This is a genomic window from Hyalangium ruber (assembly GCF_034259325.1).
In the GTDB taxonomy this organism is placed as follows: Bacteria; Myxococcota; Myxococcia; order Myxococcales; family Myxococcaceae; genus Hyalangium_A; species Hyalangium_A rubrum.
On sequence record NZ_JAXIVS010000014.1, the window covers coordinates 190,708 to 212,655 of the forward strand.

At 70.1% G+C, this 21,948-nt stretch carries 16 protein-coding genes; 6 read left to right on the forward strand and 10 right to left on the reverse strand.

Features of this window, described 5'->3' with window-relative positions:
* Positions 1 to 71 precede the first annotated feature (71 nt).
* Both SYV04_RS33510 and SYV04_RS33515 read left to right on the forward strand, forming a co-directional pair.
* On the forward strand, positions 72 to 1,739 hold the full coding sequence (locus tag SYV04_RS33510) for a glucosaminidase domain-containing protein (protein WP_321550164.1): 1,668 nt from the start codon (positions 72 to 74) through the stop codon (positions 1,737 to 1,739).
* Between the two features lie 126 nt (positions 1,740 to 1,865).
* The gene (locus tag SYV04_RS33515) at positions 1,866 to 3,512 is read left to right on the forward strand and encodes a transglycosylase SLT domain-containing protein (RefSeq protein ID WP_321550067.1); all 1,647 of its coding nucleotides are present in this window, start codon (positions 1,866 to 1,868) and stop codon (positions 3,510 to 3,512) included.
* 81 nt (positions 3,513 to 3,593) lie between these two features.
* Here SYV04_RS33515 and SYV04_RS33520 read toward each other — a convergent pair whose 3' ends face one another.
* Complete coding sequence (locus tag SYV04_RS33520) at positions 3,594 to 4,394, reverse strand: hypothetical protein (protein ID WP_321550068.1); 801 nt, start codon at positions 4,392 to 4,394, stop codon at positions 3,594 to 3,596.
* A 168-nt stretch (positions 4,395 to 4,562) separates the two neighbouring features.
* Here SYV04_RS33520 and SYV04_RS33525 point away from each other — a divergent pair, with 168 nt between their 5' ends.
* Positions 4,563 to 4,988: a nuclear transport factor 2 family protein gene (locus tag SYV04_RS33525; RefSeq protein WP_321550069.1), complete on the forward strand. Its 426-nt coding sequence runs from the start codon at positions 4,563 to 4,565 to the stop codon at positions 4,986 to 4,988.
* 650 nt (positions 4,989 to 5,638) lie between these two features.
* On the opposite strand, the gene SYV04_RS33530 is transcribed toward SYV04_RS33525, so the two are convergent.
* From SYV04_RS33530 to SYV04_RS33540, 3 genes are read right to left on the reverse strand one after another with little or no spacing between them, the layout of a single operon-like run.
* A complete protein-coding gene (locus SYV04_RS33530) occupies positions 5,639 to 6,286 on the reverse strand; it encodes a hypothetical protein (protein ID WP_321550070.1) in 648 nt (215 codons plus the stop codon).
* Positions 6,286 to 7,092 carry a hypothetical protein gene (locus tag SYV04_RS33535; protein ID WP_321550071.1) on the reverse strand — a complete coding sequence of 269 codons (807 nt, stop codon included), beginning with the start codon at positions 7,090 to 7,092 and terminating at the stop codon, positions 6,286 to 6,288. Before SYV04_RS33535 ends, SYV04_RS33530 begins: the two co-directional genes overlap by 1 nt.
* A gap of 18 nt (positions 7,093 to 7,110) precedes the next feature.
* Positions 7,111 to 7,653, reverse strand: coding sequence for a hypothetical protein (locus tag SYV04_RS33540; protein WP_321550072.1), 543 nt, complete (start codon positions 7,651 to 7,653; stop codon positions 7,111 to 7,113).
* Positions 7,654 to 7,827: 174 nt separating this feature from the next.
* On the opposite strand from SYV04_RS33540, the gene thiD reads away from it, so the two are divergent.
* Together thiD and SYV04_RS33550 are read left to right on the forward strand one after the other, a co-directional pair.
* Positions 7,828 to 8,637 (forward strand): bifunctional hydroxymethylpyrimidine kinase/phosphomethylpyrimidine kinase, encoded by an 810-nt coding sequence (gene thiD / locus SYV04_RS33545; protein WP_321550073.1) that lies wholly within the window; start codon positions 7,828 to 7,830, stop codon positions 8,635 to 8,637.
* A 488-nt stretch (positions 8,638 to 9,125) separates the two neighbouring features.
* Entirely contained in the window at positions 9,126 to 9,407 is a 282-nt protein-coding gene (locus SYV04_RS33550) for a hypothetical protein (protein ID WP_321550074.1), read from the forward strand.
* Between the two features lie 129 nt (positions 9,408 to 9,536).
* On the opposite strand, the gene SYV04_RS33555 is transcribed toward SYV04_RS33550, so the two are convergent.
* The 6 genes from SYV04_RS33555 to SYV04_RS33580 all read right to left on the reverse strand — a co-directional run bounded on the left by SYV04_RS33555 (position 9,537) and on the right by SYV04_RS33580 (position 19,151).
* On the reverse strand, positions 9,537 to 10,802 hold the full coding sequence (locus SYV04_RS33555; protein WP_321550075.1) for a CBS domain-containing protein: 1,266 nt from the start codon (positions 10,800 to 10,802) through the stop codon (positions 9,537 to 9,539).
* A gap of 188 nt (positions 10,803 to 10,990) precedes the next feature.
* On the reverse strand, positions 10,991 to 12,121 hold the full coding sequence (locus SYV04_RS33560) for an ArsA family ATPase (RefSeq protein ID WP_321550076.1): 1,131 nt from the start codon (positions 12,119 to 12,121) through the stop codon (positions 10,991 to 10,993).
* On the reverse strand, positions 12,118 to 13,083 hold the full coding sequence (locus SYV04_RS33565; RefSeq protein WP_321550077.1) for an ArsA-related P-loop ATPase: 966 nt from the start codon (positions 13,081 to 13,083) through the stop codon (positions 12,118 to 12,120). The genes SYV04_RS33560 and SYV04_RS33565 overlap by 4 nt, the downstream gene beginning before the upstream one ends.
* Before the next feature lie 157 nt (positions 13,084 to 13,240).
* On the reverse strand, positions 13,241 to 13,924 hold the full coding sequence (locus SYV04_RS33570) for a hypothetical protein (protein ID WP_321550078.1): 684 nt from the start codon (positions 13,922 to 13,924) through the stop codon (positions 13,241 to 13,243).
* 144 nt (positions 13,925 to 14,068) lie between these two features.
* On the reverse strand, positions 14,069 to 17,659 hold the full coding sequence (locus SYV04_RS33575) for an AAA-like domain-containing protein (protein ID WP_321550079.1): 3,591 nt from the start codon (positions 17,657 to 17,659) through the stop codon (positions 14,069 to 14,071).
* Positions 17,652 to 19,151 (reverse strand): AAA-like domain-containing protein, encoded by a 1,500-nt coding sequence (locus SYV04_RS33580; protein WP_321550080.1) that lies wholly within the window; start codon positions 19,149 to 19,151, stop codon positions 17,652 to 17,654. The genes SYV04_RS33575 and SYV04_RS33580 overlap by 8 nt, the downstream gene beginning before the upstream one ends.
* 159 nt (positions 19,152 to 19,310) lie before the next feature.
* Here SYV04_RS33580 and SYV04_RS33585 point away from each other — a divergent pair, with 159 nt between their 5' ends.
* Positions 19,311 to 21,056 (forward strand): DUF4231 domain-containing protein, encoded by a 1,746-nt coding sequence (locus SYV04_RS33585; protein ID WP_321550081.1) that lies wholly within the window; start codon positions 19,311 to 19,313, stop codon positions 21,054 to 21,056.
* The last annotated feature ends 892 nt before the right edge of the window (positions 21,057 to 21,948 follow it).

Consider the following 21,948-nt stretch of genomic DNA (forward strand, 5'->3'; position numbering starts at 1 on the left):
GGCGAGTCCTCTCCGACAATGGAGTCACTGCAGTTCCGACCTCCATTAGAGAGAGCACGACCTTGACGACCGTGAACACCTATTCCGTCCGCAAAGGCGACACCCTGAACGAGCTGGCGAAGCGCTTCGGCACTTCGGCCAAGGAGATCGCCAAGAAGAACGGCCTGGAGGACATCAACAAGATCCAGGTGGGCCAGAAGCTGATCATGCCGGACAGCTTCGAGCAGGGCACCCGCACGGGGAGCACCAACAGCGGCACCAGCAGCAAGCCCTCCCCCGAGGCGAGCGCCCCGGCGACCACGGCGGCCAAGAGCGGCCCGGCGAAGGATGACGACGGCCGGCAGTTCCCCACCTCGCGAGACGGCACCCCCATCTACAAGCAGGGCGACGCGCAGTGGGGCGGCCGCACGCTGGGCTCCAGCTCCAGCCTCGCGGCGGCGGGCTGCGCCATGACGTCGACGGCGATGGCCATCAGCAAGATCACCGGCAAGGTGATCAACCCGGGCGAGCTGGACCAGTACCTGGACAAGAACGGCGGCTACTCGGGCAACGGGCTCATCTGGGGCAAGGCCGCGCAGATGGCGGGCCTGGGCGCCAGCAAGCCGGGCTGGAGCTTCGACAACATCAACAAGCAGATCGACGCGGGCCGCCCGGTGGTCATCGGCGTGGACTACAAGGCCGGCAGCAACGGTGGCGCGAACGGCACCGACCATTGGATCACCGTGACGGGCCGCGGGACGCAGAACGGCAAGCCGGTGTACTACGCCAATGATCCGGCGACGGGGAAGGAGATCACCCTGACGAAGGACGGCAACCGGCTGACGGGTGGCCCCCAGGGCTACAAGTCGACGGGCGAGCTGGTGACCTTCTCGGGCGGCAACCCGAACCCGGGCACGGCGCCGACCAACTCGCAGCCGGGCGGCGAGACGCCGACGCAGACCCCTCCGGCGAGCAGCGTGGACATGAAGGGCACGACCCTGCCGGGGGGCGAGCTGAAGAAGGGCGCCCGGGGCCCCGAGGTGGAGCAGCTCCAGAACGCGCTGGTGAAGTCGGGCCACCTGACGCAGGCGGACATGAGCACGGGCCCGGGCATCTTCGGCCCGAAGACCGAGGCGGCGCTCAAGAAGTTCCAGGCGGACAACGGCGTGGACGCCATCGGCATCTACGGCCCGAAGACGCGCGCGGCCTTCGAGAAGCTCGGCGCGAAGATCGGCGGAGGCTCGTCGACGCCCACCAACCCCACGGGCCCCACCACGCCGGTGGGTGACCTGCCCAAGACGGGCAACGCGTTCCTGGACCGCGTGGCGGCCGACGCCATCAAGAGCCAGCGGCAGACGGGCGTGCCGGCCTCGGTGACGCTGGCGCAGGCGATGCTGGAGAGCGGCTCGGGCCAGTCGGGCCTGGCCACCAAGGCCAACAACTTCTTCGGCATCAAGGGCGAGGGCCCCGCCGGCCACGTCACCATGCCCACCAAGGAGTTCCTCAACGGCAAGTGGGTCACGGTGAACGCCAACTTCCGCAAGTACAACTCGCCGGCCGAGTCCTTCGCGGACCACGGCAAGTTCCTGCGCGACAACCGCCGCTACGCCAACGCCTTCAACCACACGGACAACGCGGCCCAGTTCGCCCGGGAGATCCACAAGGCCGGCTACGCCACCGACCCCGAGTACTCCAACAAGCTCATCTCCATCATCAACAAGTACGGCCTGGACCGCTTCGACAAGATCGCCCGGGGTTGATTTTGACCCAGGGTCGCTGAGCAAACGAGCGAGCAGGACCGGCGGGGGGGCGATTTCTGATCGCCCCCTCGCAACTTTTTGGGGGTTCCCGCGAGAATGGAAAAAGCCCTCACCCCCCGAGTGACCATGAGCGTGAATACCAACTACTCTGTCCGTCGCGGCGACACCCTCAACGAGCTGGCCAAGCGCTTTGGCACGACGGCTCAGGAGATCGCCAAGAAGAACAATCTCTCGGACGTCAACAGCATCAAGGTTGGCCAGAACCTGGTGATGCCGGACAAGTTCGAGACCGGCTCGGGCACTCCCAGCAGCGCCGGCCAGCCCTCGGGCGACACGTTCCAGGCGAGCGAGACGTCGAACACCACCGCCGCTCGCGGTCCGGTGAAGGATGAGGACGGCCGCCAGTTCCAGACCTCGGCGGACGGCACGCCCATCTTCAAGCAGGGCGACGCGCAGTGGGGCGGTCGCGCGCTGGGCACCGGCTCGAGCATCTCCGCGGCGGGCTGCGCGATGAGCTCCACGGCGATGGCCATCAGCAAGATCTCCGGCAAGGTCATCAACCCGGGCGAGCTGGACGCGTACCTGGACAAGAACGGCGGGTACTCGGGCAACGGCCTCGTGTGGAGCAAGGCCGCGCAGGCGGCGGGGCTGACCGCGAGCAAGCCGGGCTGGAGCTTCGACAACATCAACAAGCAGATCGACGCGGGCCGCCCGGTGGTCATCGGCGTGGACTACAAGGCCGGCAGCAACGGCGGCGCCAACGGCACCGACCACTGGATCACCGTGACGGGCCGTGGGACGAAGGACGGCAAGCCGGTGTACTACGCCAATGATCCGGCGACGGGGAAGGAAATCACCCTGACGAAGGACGGCAACCGGCTGACGGGTGGCCCCCAGGGCTACAAGTCGACGGATGAGCTGGTGACGTTCGGGGGCGGCAACCCGAACCCGGGCACGGCGCCGGCCAACTCGCAGCCGGGCGGCGAGACGCCGACGCAGACCCCTCCGGCGAGCAGCGTGGACATGAAGGGCACGACCCTGCCGGGGGGCGAGCTGAAGAAGGGCGCCCGGGGCCCCGAGGTGGAGCAGCTCCAGAACGCGCTGGTGAAGTCGGGCCACCTGACGCAGGCGGACATGAGCACGGGCCCGGGCATCTTCGGCCCGAAGACCGAGGCGGCGCTCAAGAAGTTCCAGAGCGACAACGGCGTGGACGCCATCGGCATCTACGGCCCGAAGACGCGCGCGGCCTTCGAGAAGATGGGCGCGCAGATCAGCAGCAGCCCGGCGAGCAACACGGGCGGCACGAACAACACGGGCGGCACGAACAACACGGGCAGCACGAACGGGCCGGCCAAGGGTAACAACGACCTGAGCGGCTTCTCGTCGAACAAGTACGACGCGCTGATCAACGAGATGTCGCAGAAGTACAACGTGCCCGCGCGCCTCATCAAGTCGGTCATCCAGCAGGAGTCGGCGTTCAACCCGAACGCGCGCTCGCCGGTGGGTGCCACGGGCCTGATGCAGCTGATGCCGGCCACCGCGCGTGGCCTGGGCGTGACGAACCCGAACGACCCGCGCCAGAGCATCGAGGGCGGCACCAAGTACCTGTCGCAGATGCTGAAGATGTTCAAGGGCGACACGACGCTGGCGCTGGCCGCCTACAACGCGGGCCCGGGCAACGTGCAGAAGTACGGCGGCGTGCCTCCCTTCAAGGAGACGCAGAACTACGTGAAGAAGATCACCGGCTGGTACAACGGCGCCGGCCCGGCGTAGTCGAGTCCAGGGCTTCACTCACACGAGGACCGTGTGCCCTTCGCGGGCCGCGGTCCTCGTTGTGTTTGCGGGCTCCTCCGCTCAGCGCAAGGGGTCGTCCGGCGCTTCGGGCGCCTCGGGCGTGGCGGGCGCCTCATCCTCCTGGGCGAGCCACTCGGGGTGGCGCAGCAGTACGGAGCCGAGCACGAGCGACAGGCCGGCGACCACCGCGACGAGAGGGAAGGGGTGGCCGAGCGGCTCCGAGGCGAACCCCAGGGCGGCGAGGGCGAGCCAGACGCTGCCCACCAGGGCCATGGCGATGACGCCCACGCGCTGCAGGCCAGGTGAGCGCAGCCAGCCGCCGAGCAACGCGGAGAGGGAAGGCCCCAGCGCCGCGCCCAGCAGGAACAGGCCGATCAGGCTGCTGCCGAGATAGCCATCGATGAACTCGAGCGAGAGGGGCACGGCGTAGAGGCCCTGGGCGATGAGGCCGACGAGGGTGGCGCCGATCCCCAAGGCGGGGATGTCGCGGGGCTGGGCGTTGGCGCGCGCGCGGTGGGCCTCGTCGAGGGCCTCGGGAGGGACCTCGAGGGCGTAGGGGTAGCCCAGGGCGATGAGGGCCTCCACGGCGGAGGTGCGCAGGGTGCGCCCGTCACTGCCCTTGAGGCCCGTGGCCTCGCGCGCCTCCAGCAGGGAGAGCAGGAAGTCGGCCCGGACACGGGGGGACTCTCCCTCGGCGAGCGGCTGGGCGAGCGCTTGCTGGAGCGCATCCACCTCCTCCTGAAGGGCGCCCGGGGACTGCACGGCCACCAGCAATGCCTGGAGGGCGTGGGTCTCCGGCAGCGGGTGGATCGTGTCGGGGCCGAGGTCCTCGGAGGGGCCAGGCGAGCGGATGCGTTCCATGGCGGCTCCAGCTTACCCGCCCGGCGGGGCTGCGTCCGCGCCTGGGGGGCAACAGGGGAAAGCTGGAGCCACCTCGCGGGGCAGGGGAGTGGGCGTCGAGTAGGGCGGAGAGGCCGTCGAGTGAACACCGTTTCCGGCGAGACGCCTTTGTCGCCGAGCGAGGGACACATGCCGATGGAGCGAGCGCAGCGGTTCGCGGAAGCCCTGACGAAGCTGGAGGAGAGCGGAGACCTGGAGCCGCTCGTCTCGCTGTTCGCCGATGACGCGCAGGTGAGCAACGTGGCCACGTCGCGGGTGTTTTCGGGGAGGGAGGGGGCGCGCCTGTTCTGGAAGGAATACAAGGGGATGCTGACGCGGGTGAAGTCCACCTTCCGGAACTTGATTGAGTCAGGAGACCGGGTGGCGCTGGAGTGGGAGACGCAGGGCACGGCGCAGAACGGCGCGGCGGTGAACTACGAGGGCGTCTCCATCATCGAGTGGGACGGCGAGCGAATCAGCCGCTTCTACGCATACTTCGACCCGGGGTTGCTGGGGCGGGAGATGACGCAGGGGACGGCGAAACGCTCGGAGCCGCCGGCCACCACGCCGGCCTGAGCCCTCGGACACTCCAGAGCACGAGGGGTGAACGCCGGGAACTCAGGAGGAGGCCAGGCACGAACTCACGTTTGGGACACGCAGGTCGCGGGCCCCTCGTCTCGGCGCGGGTCCCCCCATCAGCGGATGGGTCCGCCCGCGCCGGCCGTCCCGCTCTCCCAAGGGCCACGGCCTCCAGCGGGCGGCTTCCTTCGCGGTGTCCCTGGGGCGCGCACTTTGCGAATCGGTCCAGTTGTCTGACAGGTTGGCTGACCCACTGCCGGTAGGGGCTGCAGCACCTTTGCGGAAGGGAATGCAGGTAGAGCCCTGGACGAGATGCACAACATCTATGTTCGGAGGCTTAAGCCCCTTCAGGTAAGTGAGTGAAGACCCAGTTCCCGAGAGAGGACCGCCGCCTCTCGTGTGCATCGCCGCTCAGGCGCTTCCGCCAGGTGCTGAAGGCTGCGCAGTGGAAAGTTGGCTCCGGGTCTTGCATTAGGGGCCGCCCCGGCGGCGCTTCTGCCCAACCTGTCTGATGTCTGACAGGTTTGCTCAGCCCCCGCCCTGGGCAGGCGCTCAAGTCCTGATCGCTCTGTCTCCACGGAAACGATGGCCATCGCTCAGCACCTTCGGCAACTGTGCTGAAAGGGGTTAGGCGGCTCATCGCGGGCTCAGGCGGCGCGGACCTCCTCGAGGGTGCGGCACAGCTCATCGATGGTGTCGGTGAGCTCGCGGGCACGGCCGGCGGCGTGGGTATGGGCGCCCTCGTAGCGCAGGAGGGTGAGCCGGGTGGCCAGCTCGCCGGAGCGGGCCAGGGCGCGCTCGAGGTCGGCACGGGCCTGGGCGCGCAGGGATTCCAAGCGGGAGAGGTGGGCCAGACGCTCGCGGAGGATGTCGGCCACGGGCTTGGCGTCGGTGCGAGCATCCATGGAGGCCAGCTCCCGGGCGAGCGCATCGGTGTCGTGGTCGGGAGAGGACAGCACGGCATCCAGCTCGGCGAGGCGACGGGAGGCGGCGCGCAGGGCGGTGCCGAGCGAGCGTACGCGCGCGGTCTCCAGGGCCAGGGGGTCCCCCAGCTCGCGACCGAGCCGCTGGAGCGCGTCCTGGAGGGTGGCTTCGGCGGCGTCGATGCGCGAGCCGCCAGCGCCGGCGGGTGCGGCGGCGGTGGGCATGAGCACGGGGAGGAACAGGGGCCAGAGGACGGCGTGGAGTCCGGCGCGGGCCATGCCTCCGGCGCTCCGGGCCTCACCGCGAGCGAGCACGAAGGCGACGGCGATGCCGGCCAGGCAGTAGGCCGCGACGGTGACGAGGGCGATCATCACCAACGCTCCTCGGGGTCCTCGGAGTCGGAGGAGCGCGGCCGCCAATCGCCGGTGAGGGAATCGACATTGGAGCGCCAGAGGGTGGAGGCGGCGTCGAAGGCGCTGCGCTCCAGGGGACGGAAGGCGACGGAGGGGCTGCCGGGGGTGCCGACGAAGGGGCGGACGACCCAGGCCATCTGGATGCCGACCATGCCGTAGAGGGCGGTCCACGCGAGGAGGTGGAGGGTGGTGCGGCCCTGGATGCGCAGGGCTTTGACGAGGACCCACACCCCGCGCAGGGCGGCGAGCCCGAGGAAGGCGAGGCTGCCGAGCATGACGTGGAAGTAGCCAGTGGGTGGGTGGTTGACGGCGTTGGCGAAGGCGAGCCACACGGGGCACAGGCCAAGCAGGGTGAGGCCGGTGGTGGAGAGTGCGACGAGGGCCTCGCACACGGCCTGGAGCGCGGAGCCGCGGCCGCCGAGGAGTCGGCCATAGACGTGAAGGGCGGGCAGACACACGGCGAGGCTGCCGAGGCCCACGAGCATGAGCTTGGGAGCGGCGGCGAGCCCGGCGAGGGGCGAGCGGGTGAGGCCGAGGAGGAAGCCAAAGGCGCCAAAGCCAATGAGGGCACAGACGGCGAGGCGCAGGGGCAGCTCGCGCAGCTCGGGGCCGCCGGCCTGAACCTGGGCGAGCACGGCGGAGGGGTTGCGCAGCAGCAACTCAGCGGTGCGGAGGATGCTCGCGGAAGCGGGCAGCGCGGGCAGCACAGGCACGGAGGGGACGGGGGACTCGGAGGGAGCGACGGAGGACACGGGCAGGGACATGGAGGGCCTCGTGAGGAGCTACCAGTAGAGCCCGGTACCGCGAGCGCACTGGGTGAAGGTGATGGCGTGGAGGGCGAGGAAGGCGACGCGGGTGTAGCCAGCGAAGGAGGCGCCGTAGCGCTGGAGGGCCAGGGAGAAGGTGTGGCCACTGGCGACGAGAGCGAGGAGGGTGAAGAGGAAGGCCAGCGGCGAAGCGATGCTGGACTCGGGGGCGGTAGCGGCGAAGAACCAGAGGATGGGCGTGGTGGAGGCCAGACACAGTCCGAGGGTGTGAAGGGCCTCGAGGGCGGCCTGAGCGCAGTGGGCGGCGCCGAGGCCGGGCTGTCGAGTAGCCCAGAGGATGTAGAGGGCGGGGAGGCACAGGGCCCAGGCCATGAGGGACACGGCGGGGAGAGCGAAGGCCCAGCCGAGATGAGCGGCGCTGAAGCCCTCATGGGTAACGGCGGTGCGCAGGGCGAAGCCGAAGAGGGCGATACCGCCGAGGCCAATCGCGAGGGGCCGGACGGAAGGCAAGGCAAGGGCGTGCGCTCCGCCGAGCGCGGTGAGCGAGGAGGGCTGCATGCGGGCTCCGGTGAGAGAAGAAGACGGAACCGCCGCAATGCACCTTTGGCGCCAGGGCCCTTCTCAGAGGGGAGCACAGGCGAGGCGTGGCCAACGAGCCATACCCCTGCGTCTCCATGCCCGCACCCGTGTCCGAGCGCATAAGCTCCCGCGCCCCAGGAGGTTCCCTAGACGATGCAATCCCCCAGGCACGTGGCGACCGCGCTCACCATCGCCGGCTCGGACAGCGGAGGCGGCGCCGGCATCCAGGCCGACCTGCGCACCTTCGCGTTCCACCGCGTCCACGGCACCAGCGCCCTCACCGCCATCACCGCGCAGAACACCCTGGGCGTCACCCGCGTGGACGTGCTGCCCGCCGCCAGCGTCACCGCCCAAATCCTCGCCGTGGCCACCGACATCGGCGTCGGCGCCGTCAAGACGGGCATGCTCGTCAACCGCGACATCATCTCCGCCGTGGCCCACCACGTCCGCGCCCTGAACCTCGCGCCGCTCGTGGTGGACCCCGTCATGGTCTCGCGCGCCGGCTCGCGCCTCATCGACGACGAGGCCGTGAGCGCCCTGCGCGAGCTCCTGCTCCCCCTGGCCGCCATCGCCACCCCCAACCGCCACGAGGCCCAGCTCCTCTCCGGCCTGGAGCTGCAAACGCTCGACGACATGCGCGAGGCGGCCCGCCGCATCCACCGGCTCGGCCCCCGGGCCGTGCTCGTCAAAGGCGGAGGCATGAGCGGCGAGCTGCGCGGCACCGACGTGTGGTTCGACGGCCAACACCTGGAGACGCTCCAGGTCGCCCCCGTGGACACCCGCAACACCCACGGCACCGGCTGCACCCTCTCGGCCGCGATCGCCGCCCACCTGGCCCTCGGCCGCGACGGGCTCGAGGCCACCCGCCGCGCCAAGGACTACGTCACCACCGCGCTCCGCCACCCCCTCGCCCTCGGGCTGGGCAATGGCCCCTTCAGCCACTTCTTCCCGCTTGAGCCGTGAATCCAGGACTCAACAGGCGCCCTGTCCGCTACTGGAGACACCGCGCGAGGATCAGCGGCAGGCGAGCCAGGAGGGCTAGACACCTGACCGCCGAATGACGAATCTGCCCCACGGATGATGAACCACCTCGGTGGGGCTTCCAGCACCCATGCCCGCGCAAGACTTGGCGGGTCATGAAGGCTGGCAGCGCTTCCAAGGTTGCTGTCGGCACCTCGTGGAGGTGAATACCCCCGTCAGGACAAGGGGTTGGCACGAGGCAGCGGGGTCAGGGGACCCAGGAGGGCGGGGCGGGTGTTGTGTGACCCGCATTTCAGGTGATCGGGTCATTCATGACCCGCAGCACGGTGGAAATACGACAACTCATCGGTCCTGGGACTCTTGCTAACCCCTGGTTAATTCAAGAGTTCTGTGAAATCCTGGGATTTGGAGGGTGCTCGGCGGCGTTGGCCCTGGGATTGCTACGCAATCACGTTCTCCCGGAGGACTCCTTGCTGACGCTCGCCACCGAGAAGCCTGCCGTGCTGGGTTGGAAGTACCCGACGACCTCTCCGTTCCAGGGTCGCATCGTGGTGCGCACCGCGCTCGCGCCGGCGCTGATGCCGCGTGAGGAAGTGGAGCCCATCAAGCTGAAGGTACCGCGTCACCTGGCGTGGCTGGTCGGCGGCGAGGAGCGCGTGGGCTTCAACGTCCTGGGCCGCCGCGTGGACCCCACCACCGCTCCGGAGCGGGCCCCGCACGTGGCCCCCAAGGCGAGCACCTCCGCCAGCTGATCCGCCCCGGCCTCGCCGCCAGGGCCTCCAGGTGGAGGGACCGGGAGATCCCCCCACCCGTGAGTGTCCGCGCGAGGCCTTCGGGGAGGCGCCCGTGTTCGCGCCTCCCCCAGCCCTACGGCTGACGCACTACGTCAACCGGCTCCAGAAGGAGCGCTTGGAGGAGACGCGGTCGAGCGCCTCCTGCAGCTCCTCGTCGTAGTCGGCGCGGTTGGCGATGTCGCCCATGGAGATGAGGCCGACGACGCGGTCATCGCGCTCCACGACGGGAATCCGGCGGATCTGCCGCTTGCCCATCAGCTCGATGACGCTGTGGATGCTCTCCTCGGGGTGGACGCATTCCACATCGTCGGTCATCACGTCGCCCGCGCGGAGCTGATCCGGCGTCTTTCCGCCGGTGAAGGCGCGGATGACCATGTCGCGGTCGGTGATGATGCCCACCAGGGTGCCCTTGTCGTCCACGATGGGGACGACGCCGCAGTCCTCGTCCTTCATGATCTGAGCGACGTCGCGCAGCGGGCTGTCGCGGCGCACCGTCTTGATGCCGCGCGTCATGACCTCGCGGGCGGTGAGCGGCTCGCGCTGCCAGCGGCGGCGGCCGGTGCCCATGTCCGTGCTGCCCATGCCCATGCGGCCGGTGTCCCCGCTCCGGGCGGTATAGGTGCCGCCCTGGCCGAGGTTCACGCCCATGCCCGGCTGGCCGGGGCTGGCGTGGCCCATGCCGAGCATCGGGTCGTACCGCTCGCCGGAGACGCGGCCCTGGGAGCCGTACTGGCCGCTGGAGTACTGGCCGCGCTCCTCGCGCAGCTGGCGCTCGTCGGCGCCGTAGCCGGTGCGGTCCCACGGGCGGAAGTTCTCGCCGCCGGTGTCGCGGCGCATCTCCAGCGAGTGGCGGATGTCCTGCTCGCCCATGCGCATCTGGGTGCCCACGCCGGAGGCATAGCGGTCATCGCGGTCATCGCGGCCGTAGGGGCCACGTTGGTCAGCGCCGCCGTAGCCGAGCTCGCGCATGTCGCTGCCGCGGTAGCCCGCGCGGTCATCCCGGTTGAGGGAGTCCGGGCGGGTGGAGCCCATGTGGCCCGTGGTGCCCATGGGAGTCCCCGCGTGGAGGCCCGTGCCCATGTCCGCGGAGGTGCGGGGCTGGGCCAGGCGCATGGCGGCGGCGCGGTGGAAGCGGCCCTGGCGCATGGCCGGGTCCTCATCGCGCGCGGGGCTATAGCCCGTCACATCCGACTCGGAGCGCTCGCGCGAGCCAGGCGGCGCCACGTCGGGGCTGCGCGAGGGCACGCTGGCGCTCCCCATCATCCCGGTGCTGACATCCGACATCCCCGAGCGCTGCTGCTGCTGCGCGCTGCGAGCATCGTCCCTACCGTTGTCCGTTCTTCTGTCGGCCATCTTCGTGAACCTCCGACTGCGCAAGGGTGAGCGTTGCCGCGCTCGGAATGGAGAGCGCGGGCGGCGAAGGCTGGGGCTGGCCTCGCGGCGCACCAAGGGAGCGGGGGAAGGATTCACGTCTTCTGTCGGCAGCCGGGCAGCTTCGCGGCGCTGTGCGCACGAAGCCGGACACCCGGCGCGCCCGCTGGTCAACGAACCGCGGGAGCTCCGAGCGCCTCGCCCAGGCGCGTGAGGCCGGCGAAGTCCTCCAGCTCTCCGCCCACCTCGGGGGCGGCCACCGCCACCGCGCCGGTGGGCAGCCGCTCGGCGAGCCGCGCCAGGAGCCGGCGGTGCTCGCCTGCTCGCTCGCGCTCCCACTGGGCCAGGCGGGACAGGGCCTCCACGCCGGTGCGCGCCGCGTCATCGCCGGGCACGTGGCGCAAGAGCGCCTCGGGCGTGGGCAACTCCTCGTCGCGCGCCCAGCTTCGGTTGAGCACGTAGCCGGCGAAGGGCAGGCCCTGCTCCGTGAGCGTCTTGCGGAAGAAGGCCGCCTCCTCCAGCGCCGCGGCCTCCGGAGAGGTGACGAGCAGGAAGGCCGCCTCGGGCGAGGAGAGCCGCGCGCGCAGCCGCTCGGTGTGCAGCCGGATGCCGGCGAACAGCCCGCTGAAGGCGGAGACGAAGGAGCGCAGGTCTCCCACGAAGCTGTCCCCGAAGACGGAGCCCAGCACCCCGCTCACCAATTGCGTGGCCTTGCGCCACAGCCCGCCGCCGCGCCCTCCTCCCGAGTCCAACCCGAAGAGGCTCACCACGCGGTCATCCAGAAAGCGCGAGAGCCGGCCGGGCGCCTCGAGGAAGTCCAGCGCGTTGCGGCTGGGGGGCGTGTCCAGGATGATCAGCTCGTAGCGGCCCTCGTGCAGGAAGGCGTCGAGCGCCTCGGCCGCCGCGTACTCCTGTACGCCGGCCACCAGCCCTGAGAGGAAGCCATAGAAGCGGTGCTCGAGGATGGTGCGCGCCGCCTCCGGCGTGGGGGACATGCGCCGCACCATGCGCTCGAAGATGATGCCGGGGTCCAGCATCCACACGTCGAGCTGTCCCGGGGTGGCCGTGGCGTCTCCCTGCCGCAGGCGCTCGGCGGGGACGGTGGTGGGCTCGGCGCCACCGGCGGGCAGGCCCATGGCCTCGGCGAGCCGCCGCGCCGGATCAATGGTGAGCACGAGCACGCGCCGGCCCGCGCGCGCGGCCGCCACGCCGAGCGCCGCCGCCGTCGTCGTCTTGCCCACGCCGCCAGCGCCGCACAGCACGAGCACGCGCTTGTCGCGCAACAGGGGATGGAGGCTCATGAGGTTCCTCCGGCCCGCTGCCTGGCGCGAGCGGGGCTGAGCGCCTCGGCGAGCTGCTCCACGAGGGCGGGGCCGGTGGCGGGGCGCTCGGGGAGGCACAGCACGGGGGCGCTGAGGCCCGCGCTCAGGCGCACGTGGCTGGAGCGGGCCACGTCCAGCCGCGCCAGCGCGCGAGAGCCCTCGTGAGGGCCGTGGGCAGCGAGCAGCGTGTCCAGCGCGGCGCGGGAGTGCGGCTCGGGGAAGGGATTGTCGGGCATGCGGTTGAGCAGCGCGGCGGCCAGCGGCAGGCCCAGCTCGCGCATCTCGCCTTCGAGCTGCAGCGCCTCGCTCACGGGCAGCGGCTCGGGCAGGGTGGCCAGCAGCACGGCGGTCTGGCGGGTGTCCTGGAGCAGGCCGAAGCCCTCGCGCACGGCGCGGCCGATGGGGCCTCCCGGCAACACCGTGAGCAGCGAGCGCGGCAGCGAGGCCAGGGCGAGCGCGTGGCCGGTGGCGGGCAGGTCCACCACGCACAGCGGGTGGGCGAAGCCGCCGTCCTTGCCGGTGTGCCGCACCAGATCCAACAGGTGGTACATGACGCCCATCTCCCAGAGGGCGGGGCCGGCCTCGAGGAAGCGGCGCAGGGCGCGCGAGCGCATCGCCGCGTCGGCCATGAGGCGCAGGGGCAGCACGTCCTGGAGGAAGCGGCGGTGGCCCGAGGGCGCCGCCAGCCGGACGAAGGACAGGCCCGGCTCCACCTGGGTCACCTCGGGGCCGGGCTCACGGGCGCCCACGAGGGGCCCCAGCATGGATGGGCCTTCGAGGCCGGGCGTCAGCTCGGCGAGGAGCACCGTGCGGCCGGCCCGCACCGCGGCGCGAGCAATGGCCGCCGAGAGAGTGCTCTTGCCCACTCCACCCTTGCCCGAGATGAGCAGGAGCCTTCTGTCCCACAACGCTTCCAGCAACGGCCCCTGCCCTCGCCGCATGCGCGGCCCGACGTCTAAGGATGGGAGGCCCCTTGCCCAGGGCAAGGTGGACCTCCACGGCCCACCCAGCGTAGCGCGAGCGACCGGAGGCGGGAAGCCGCCGCGCTTTTCAGGCGCCACGGCGCCGGGCAGTGTTCAACGGCCACCACGTGGCGCGTCAGTGAACGCCCCACAGGGCGCCGATCTCCTCACACGCCAGCTCCACGTCATGGAGCCTGCGGGAGTTGGCCTTGGGCGCCTGGAACAGGGTGCCGGCGAACACGTCCACGACGTGGATCAACCGGTGGTCCACCGGGCCCAGGCGCTGGAGGTGCTGTTGGGCGAAGCTCTGCAGCAGCGTGGCGATGTACTGGCCCGAGCGCTCATCCAGCGAGTGCCACTTGGAGAAGTAGAGCTTGAGCAGCCCCACCTTGTTCTCGCCGCGGCGGTCCACCATCTGCAGCGCCACTTCGGGGCGCACGCTGATGGTGACGCCGGCCATCTCCATGACGGGAGGCTCGGTGCCCACGGCGCTGACGATGACGTTGTCGAGCTCGAGCCGAGGCACCAGCGCGGCGAAGCGGTCCAGCGCCTCGATGCACAGTTGCAGGCGCTGTGCCTCGAACTCCGACTGCGGCACGGTGTTGAAGAAGCGCTCCTGGTGGTCGCGGAGGATGCCGCCGTTCATTCCGTTGCACAGGAAGTCGGTGATGGCGGCGGAGGCCTCGGGGTAGCGGAGGAGCTGCGGATCACACGGGTGCTTCTGGTCGTGGATGATGCGCTTGCGTCGCGCGGGCGTGGCGGTGAGGTATTCGCCCAGCTTGTTGACCGAGACGCGCGGCGACTCACGGGTTTCTGCCATGGGAGTGACCCCTGCGAGTGTCGTTGATGGAGCCACACTACAGAGCGGGTCTGACACGTTGATCCCGGGGAGTTACGCGGACTTGGAGTGTCTCTTGGCCTCGCGCGCGGAGACCGAACCCGGTGGATTGCGCGGCCGGAGGGCTCACGGGAGGTTGGGACAGGCGCGCTGGTAGGGCTCCTGGTTGCCGATGTGTTGCAGCCACTCCTCGTGCGTCATGTTCCGGTCCAGCAAGCCGCAGGCGATCTCCAGCAGCTCCCCAGCGTGCCAGGGGGCGAGGTGTCCTGTCCCATTGCCGGTGGCGGTGGCCAGCAGCCGGCCATCGGGGCTGAGGGCCACGGCGTTCACGGCGTCGCGGTAGTCGAGGCGCACGAGGGCCTCTCCGGAGGCGACGTCCCACAGGCGCGCGGTGGTGTCGAGGCTGGAGGTGGCCAGGGTCTTTCCCTCGGGGCCGAAGGTCACGGTGTTGACGGGGCCGTCGTGAGCGAGGAGGACGAGCGGCACTCCGGAGGAGGTATCCCAGAGGCGCGCAGTGTGGTCATCGCTGGCGGTGGCCAGGCGCGTGCCGTCGGGGCTGAAGGCCACCGCATGGACGGGGCCGGCGTGGAGCAGTGTGGCCACGGGCTGTGGCTCCAGGGGCCGCGCTTCGGAAGGCTGCGCGGACGAGGTGGCCCAGAGGCGCGCGGTGTGGTCGGCGCTGGCGGTGGCCAGGAGCGAGTCGGGACCGAAGGCCACCGCATGAACGGAGGCGTTGTGGCGCAGGATGGCCAGGGGCCTGGCTTCGGCGGGCTCGGTGGGGGCGGCGGCCCAGAGCCGCGCGGTGCCGTCGTTGCTGGCGGTGGCCAGCAGCCTGCCATGGGGGTCGAAGGCCACGGCGGTGACGGCATCCTCGTGCGGCAGGCGCGCCAGGAACTGGAACTGGAGCAGACCCGAGGGGGAGGAGAGCTCCCACAGGCGCGCGGTGGCGTCGAGGCTGGCGGTGGCCAGGCGTGTGCCATCGGGGCTGAAGGCCGCCGCGTGGACGGGGCCATCGTGCGGCAGGCATCCCTGCTGTACCCCATCGGCGGAGCGCCACAGACAGGAGAGGGCGTCGTTGGCGCTCGTGGCGAGGAGCTTGCCATCGGGGCTGAAGGTCAGGGCGTTGATGTGGCCCTGGTGCGGCAGGAGCGCCAGGAGCTTTCCCGAGGAGACCTCCCAGAGGCGCGCGGTCTTGTCATCGCTGGTGGCCAGGCGCGAGCCGTCGGGGCTGAAGGCCACGGCGCTGACGGATTGGTCGTGAGCCAGGATGGCCAGGGGCTTTCCCGGGTAGGCCTGCCAGAGGCGCGCGGTGTGGTCGTCGCTGCCGGTGGCCAGGCGCGAGCCGTCGGGGCCGAAGGCCACGGCATTGACGGCGCCCTGGTGGGACAGGATGGCCAGGGCCTTTCCGGAGGAGGCGTCCCAGAGACGCGCGGTGGTGTCGGAGCTGCCGGTGGCCAGCAGGCTGCTGTCGGGGCTGAAGGCCACGGCGAAGACCCTGCCCTTGTGACGGAGGTCGGCCAGGGGCTCGGGTGCGAGGGGCTCGGCGCCGGGAGGGTCCGAGAAGGAGATGTCCCAGAGGCGCGAGGTGGTGACGAAGCCGGCGGTGGCCAGGCGCGTGCCGTCGGGGCTGAAGGCCACGGTGGCCACGGGAGCATCGTGCTTCAGCACGCCCACGAGCTTCTGGGAGGCGATTGCCCAGAGGCGCACCACGTTGTCCTGACTGGCGGTGGCCAGACGCGTGCCGTCGGGGCTGAAGGCCACGCCATAGACGATGACGTCATGAGGCAGCAGGGCCAGGTACTTCGCTTCGAGGGGAGGCCCGGTGCCCCGAGGTGTCGCGAAGGAGGCATCCCAGAGGCGCGCGGAGCGGTCGTTGCTGGCGGTGGCCAGGCGCGAGCCGTCGAGGCTGAAGGCCACCGCATGGAGGGGACCGTCATGGCGCAGGATGGCCAGGGGGCTTCCGGAGGAGACGGCCCAGAGGCGCGCGGTGAGGTCGTCGCTGGCGGTGGCCAGACGCGAGCCCTGGGGGTTGAAGCTCAGGGCGACCACGGGACCCTGATGGAGCAGGCGAGCCAGGAGCTTGCCCGAGGAGGTGTCCCAGAGGCGCGCGGCGTGGTCATTGCTGGCGGTGGCCAGGCGCGAGCCGTCGGGGCTGAAGGCCAGGGCGCGCACGGTGTCCTCGTGCTCGAGCTGAGCCAGGAGCTTTCCCGAGGAGGTGTCCCACAGGCGCACGGTGTGCGGGCCGCGGGTGACGCCACCGTCGGGGAGGGAGGAGCTGGCGGTGGCCAGCAGCTTGCCGTCACCGCTGAGCGCCACGGCCTGGACGGGGGCGTCGTGGTCGAGGTGTGCCAGGGTCGGCCGCATCAGCTCGGTGCCGCGGATCAGCTCCCCCAGACCATCGGGGTGGGGCTGCTTGCGAACGGACTCGACGGCCAGCAGGACACTGAGCGGCAGCGCCTCGGGCCGCTGCCGGCGGAGGAACTGGGCGCGAGAGGCGGTGCGGACGGCGAAGGACTCGGCGCTTCGCCGGTCCACCTCGGCCGCCATCCGGAAGAGGAGCAGGGTGAGCGTGGCCAGAAGCGCCAGGCCGATGACGACCAGGGCCGGGGCCGCCCGTTGCAAGAGCCGCTTCCAGTGGAACGGGAGGTTCTGGCGGACCCAGCGGGGGTCGAACACCTGGCGGTAGATGGCATTGCGGAGGACCAGCGCATCGCGCTCACGGCGCACCACGCCCGAGAGCTTCAGGTGTGACTTCACGCGGGACTGCTCTTCATCGGGGACGCGCCGCCCGAGCCGCACGGCGAGGTAGGTGCTCAGCACGTCCCCCACGTCGGGAGCGGCGGGGGGCCCCTTCGTCAGCATCTGGCGGACGAATTGGAGGTTGTTGTCCTGCCAGCTCTTTTCGCCGATGAAGACGCGCGACACCACCGCGCGCACCTCCTCCTGGGACGTGGCGCCGGCCTCGGCCAGCTCGCGGCACAGCCGTTGCGTGAGGTAGGGGTGTCCGCCGGTCCACTCCAAGGCCCACCGCAGTACTTGCTGGGATTGATCCGGTGGCAGGCCCAGGCCCGCGGCCAGGGGCAGGGCCTCCTCGAAGGTGAAGTCGGTAAGCTCCACCCGCTGGCCCAGGTTGAAGGGCGTGCGCCGAGGGTCCTTCACGAGGCTCCCCGGCGTGGCGACGCCCAGGAGCACGAAGGACAAGCGCTTCAGCTCCGGCTGCTGCGCCCGGGAGTTGTAGAGGAAGCGGATGGTGGCGAAGCAGTCATCCGTGAAGTCCATGCTCTGCGTGGTGTCGATCTCATCGATGAAGATGACCACCCGCTCCTGGACCTCGGTGAGGACGACCGCTTCGAGGAAACGCGCCAGGCGCTGCGGCGCTCCCAGGTGCTCGTGCTCGTGCCACCAGTCGGTCACGGACTGCTTCAGCGAGAGCTGGCTCTCCAACTCCACCAGCAGGCCCAGGTACCACTGCTCGACGGTGAGCCGCGTGCCCAGCGCATTGAGGTCGATGATGACGGAGCGGCAGCCCTGCGCGATGAGCCGCTCGGAAGTGCGGGTCATGAGGCTGGACTTACCCATCTGCCGGGCGGTGAGCACGAAGGCGAAGGTGCCCTCGCGGCAGAGCGCGAGCAGCTCTTCGTCGGCCCGGCGGGTCAGATAGAGGCCGCCGCTGGCCTGGACGGTGCCTCCGGTGGTGAACAGGTGCGTGTCAGCCAAGGAGATGCTTCCTGAAGTAGCGGGCGTACAGCTCGCAGCGAGGCATCGCCCGGGTTCCCTGGTGGCGCTCCAGTCCCGCGCTGCGCAGTTGGTACAGGAGGGTGGCGTCCCGGCAGGTGCCGTGGAGGAGGATCTCCTTCATGGCCTCGATCAGCTTCTGCCGGCGATTGATCAGGACGAGCAGGTGGCGCAGGTGGTCGCCGAAGGGGCCGGCGTCCATGTCCTCGTGGGTGAGCAGCTCCGAGGCGGACATGCGCTTGGTGGCGATGAGGTAGAGCGCCCGGCGCACCAGGTACGGGTGGCCTCCCAGGAGCGCGAACAGTTGGCGCTCCTGCTCGGGGTCGACGGCGGGCCCATGGAGTTGATTGAGGCGGGTGACCTCCTCGGCGGAGAAGTCGAACAGCTCGAGCTGCTCTCCGATGTTGAAGGGGGATTGTTGGAGGTTGTCGATGAGCAGGTACGGCTCGGTGGAGCTGACGAGCACGAGGTCCAGCTTCTTCCAGGTGTCAGCGATGGGCTGCGCGCGCTTCTCGTGCCAGCTGCGCAGCATGCCGAAGAAGTCGGAGCGGAAGGGCACATCGAGGAGCCGGTCCACTTCGTCCAGGGCGAGGACCAGGGGCGTGTCCAGGGACTTGAGCACGGAGTTGCCCACGTAGCGGCCGCAGCTCTGGACGTTGCCCAGGCGCGGCTCCCAGCTGGTATCCACCTGGTTGGGCAGCGAGAGCTGCTCGCTGATGGAAGCGCAGAAGGTGCGGAAGAACACGTCGTCGTCGGTGAAGGCGGCGGAGTCGAACTCCTGAAAGTCGATGAAGGCCAGGCGCTTGCCGGCCTTCAGGGCCTCGTCGAGCAGGTGCATGAGCAGTGAGCTCTTGCCCATCTGGCGAGCGCCCTTGATGTTGAGCGTCTGCCCCCTGCGGCGGATGAGGGAGGTGGCGATCTCATCGGCGGGGCGCTGGATGTAGAGGCGGGACTCGACCGCCATGGCGCCCGTCTCGAAGGTGATGCAGGCCAGCGGCAGCGGCTGGGGGAGGGGCGCGGCGGGGGCCGGCTGGAGGTGCTCACGGTGGGGATGGCCCTGGCCCACGGGTAGCGTGGCGCCCGCGATGGCCCGGAGGAGCTCCTCCGCTACCCGAGGCGTGTCGGAGGGCTCATCCCAGAAGGCCCAGTTGATGGGATTGAGCCAGGCGCTCAGGGGGTACTTGAAGGGCTCCCTCCAGGCGAGGCGCACGGGCAGCAGGCCCTTCTTCAGCCGCCAGGCGGTGCCGATCTCCTCGAGGGTCATCTCGCTCTGGAGCGAGCGCCCGGAGAGGAGGGCGACGAGGAAGTCGGTGCGCTGCAGCTCGGCTTCGATCTGCTTGGCCCATTCGACGCCCACGGGCAGGGTGAGGTCGACGAAGACGTCATGACCGGCCTGGCGCAGGGCCTGGTCGAGCGCGCGAGCCACCGAGGAGTCGGGTTCGGTGTGCTTGTAGCTGATGAAGACGCGCGCCATGCCAGGCCCCCAGGCAACAATGAGGGTGTGGGGGCGAGGGCTGCACCGTGCGAGGAGGGCAGGCCCCGCGTGGTCTGGCACACAGGTGGCTGGCCTGGAGGCGGGGGTGTCGAGGCCTGGGCAGGAACCTACCCTTGAGGGGCAATCACGGGAGGGGGCGTGCAGCCGTCCGAGCCAGGGGCCAGCGGGGAGATCCACTTTCCGAATGGGAACCGGGCGCGGTGGGTGCGCGCCGCGCCGGAGGCGGAGCCGCGCGAGCTGTTGCACGAGTTGGGGCTGAGCGGCCCGCCGCGCTCGCTCATCCTGTTGCTGGGGGGCGCGGACGCGCTGGATGCGGGGCTGAACGCGAGGCTGCAGCAGCTCTTCAGCCGGGGCATCGCGCGCGCGGCGGCGGAGACGGGAGCGCTGGTGCTGGATGGGGGCACGCAGTCGGGAGTCATGGCCCTCATGGGGCAGGGAGTCGCCGACCGGGGACACCGCTCGACGCTCGTGGGAGTGGCGCCTGCGGGGCGCGTCACCGCTCCCGAGAGTGCCGCCGAGGGCGACGCGGAGCCGCGAGTGCCGCTGGAGCCGAATCACTCCCACTTCGTCCTGGTGGACAGCGATGCCTGGGGAGGGGAGACCCAGACTCTCTACAAGCTGGCCTCGACGCTCGCGGGCGATGCGCCGGTGGTGGTGGTGCTGGTCAACGGAGGAGCGCTCTCCAAGCAGGAGGTGCTCCGGGCGGTGCGCCGAGGCTGGGCGGTGGTGGTGGTGCAGGGCAGTGGCCGGCTGGCGGACGAGGTGGCGGCGTTGATGCGCAAGCGTCCGCGCTCCATCGAGGATCCGGTGCTGGCGGAGATCGTCTCGGATGGGGACCTCTGCCTGTTTCCGCTGGAGGGCTCGCCACGAGAGCTCAAGCGGCTGATCAGCCGCGAGCTGCGAGAGGACTCGATCCTGAAGCTGGCGTGGCAGCGGTTCGCCACTTACGACGCCAACGCCATGCGCCAGCAGCGCATCTTCAAGCGGATCCAGTTCTGGAGCCTGTTTTTGGGGCTGCTCGGCACGCTGGCGGTGCTGGTCAAGAATGCGCTGCCGCGGCTCGCGAGCAGCCCGGCGTTGGACCTGGGGAGCCAGGCGCTGATCGTGACGTTGGCGGCGGCGGTCACGGCGCTGGTCTCGGCCTCGAGCCGGTTCAAGTTCGGCGCGAAGTGGATCGTGCTCCGAGCGCACGCGGAGGCGATCAAGCGGGAGATCTACCGCTACCGCTGTTCGCTGGGGGGAACGGTGGAGCACCGGCCGGGGCGGCTCACCTGCGAGCACCGATTGGCGAGCCGGATGAAGTCGATCAGCCGTCAGTTGATGCGAACGGAGGCGAACCTCTCCGCGCTGCGTTCGTACACAGGGCGCATTCCCCCACCGAGCGTGGTGTCGCGAGGGGATGATGGCTTCAGTGCGCTGACGCCCTCGCAATACATCCGGTTCCGCCTGGATGAGCAGCTGAACTACTACCGGCGGAGGATCGATGCACTGGACCGCCAGGCGTCACGGTTGCAGTGGAGTGTCATCGGGATCAGCGCGGTGGGCACGGTGCTGGGCGCGGTGGGACAGGAGCTGTGGATCAGCCTGACGATGGCGTTGGTGATGGCGCTCACGGCGTGGTTGGGTTTCCAGCAGGCGGAGAACCGGCTGATGAAGTACCACCAGGCGGCGACGGACCTGGACAACCTCAAGGCATGGTGGAGCGCGCTGTCCATCGAGGCAATGGGACTGCGCCGCAACTTCGATGCCCTGGTGGAGAACACCGAGCTGGTGCTTCAAGGCGAGCTGACGGGCTGGGTCCACGAGATGAAGGACGTGGTGAGCCGGCTCCCCACGCAGCAAGAGAAGGCGGAGCCGGAGGACAAGACGAAGACGATGCACTGAGCCCGAAAAGCCTCCCGAGGGCGCTACCACCAGTCGGGATGGCAGGCAAAGGGCTTGTCCGGACCGCGCTGTCTGCACCGATAACCTTCGCCGCAGACTTCCGGTCCCTGGGGATCGCAGGCGGGTAGGCACCGCCAATCGGCACAGACCCGTCCAGCGCCGCAGGGAGGTAAGTCTTCGCCACACCGCTCGACACACTCCATCCACGCTTTGCCTGGATGCGGTGTCTCAACGCGCACTCTGCACTCGCGGCCTTGGGGACAGGGCGACTGCTGGCAATTGGGACCATGAACGTGCGCGCACACCGAGGAGCCCTCATCGAACCGGACGCACTGTTGGCCCGCGGGGCACCCCTGTGCCTCACAAGTGGGAAGGCATACGGGTTGGGGGAGAGTGTCCACACAAAGGAACCGGTCGGGACAATCGGCCGTCATGCCAGGACGACACGGTCGCGAGCACCAGCCGTCACGTCCGCCGCACACCAGCCCAGGTGCACAGGCGGACTCCTTGATGTCCGGAACCTTGACGCAGCTCTCTCCTTCCTGGCGTATGCCCGTGGCGATGCAGATGCGCACTCGCAGCCCACTGTTCGCAGTGGCAAGGGCGCTGCAGACCTGGCCCTCCGGACATTGTGTATCCGTCATGCATTGGCTGTCGGTGCAGTAAGCCTGCCCGTAGCGCGCCTCGAACAAGCAGCCCAACGGAGGCTCGCACTCGGTGCTCGAACTGCAGGGACGACGGTAAGTCATCAGCCGCGTACGCTGCTCGAGGTCGAGCATCGGGCTGATGGGGGCTCCTCCCGAGACTTCTTCCGGGACTGCTGGCTTCAGAAGCCCTCCTAACAACAGCACGAGCGGCAGCGGCAGCAGCACGCCCGCGCAGATCGCCAGGA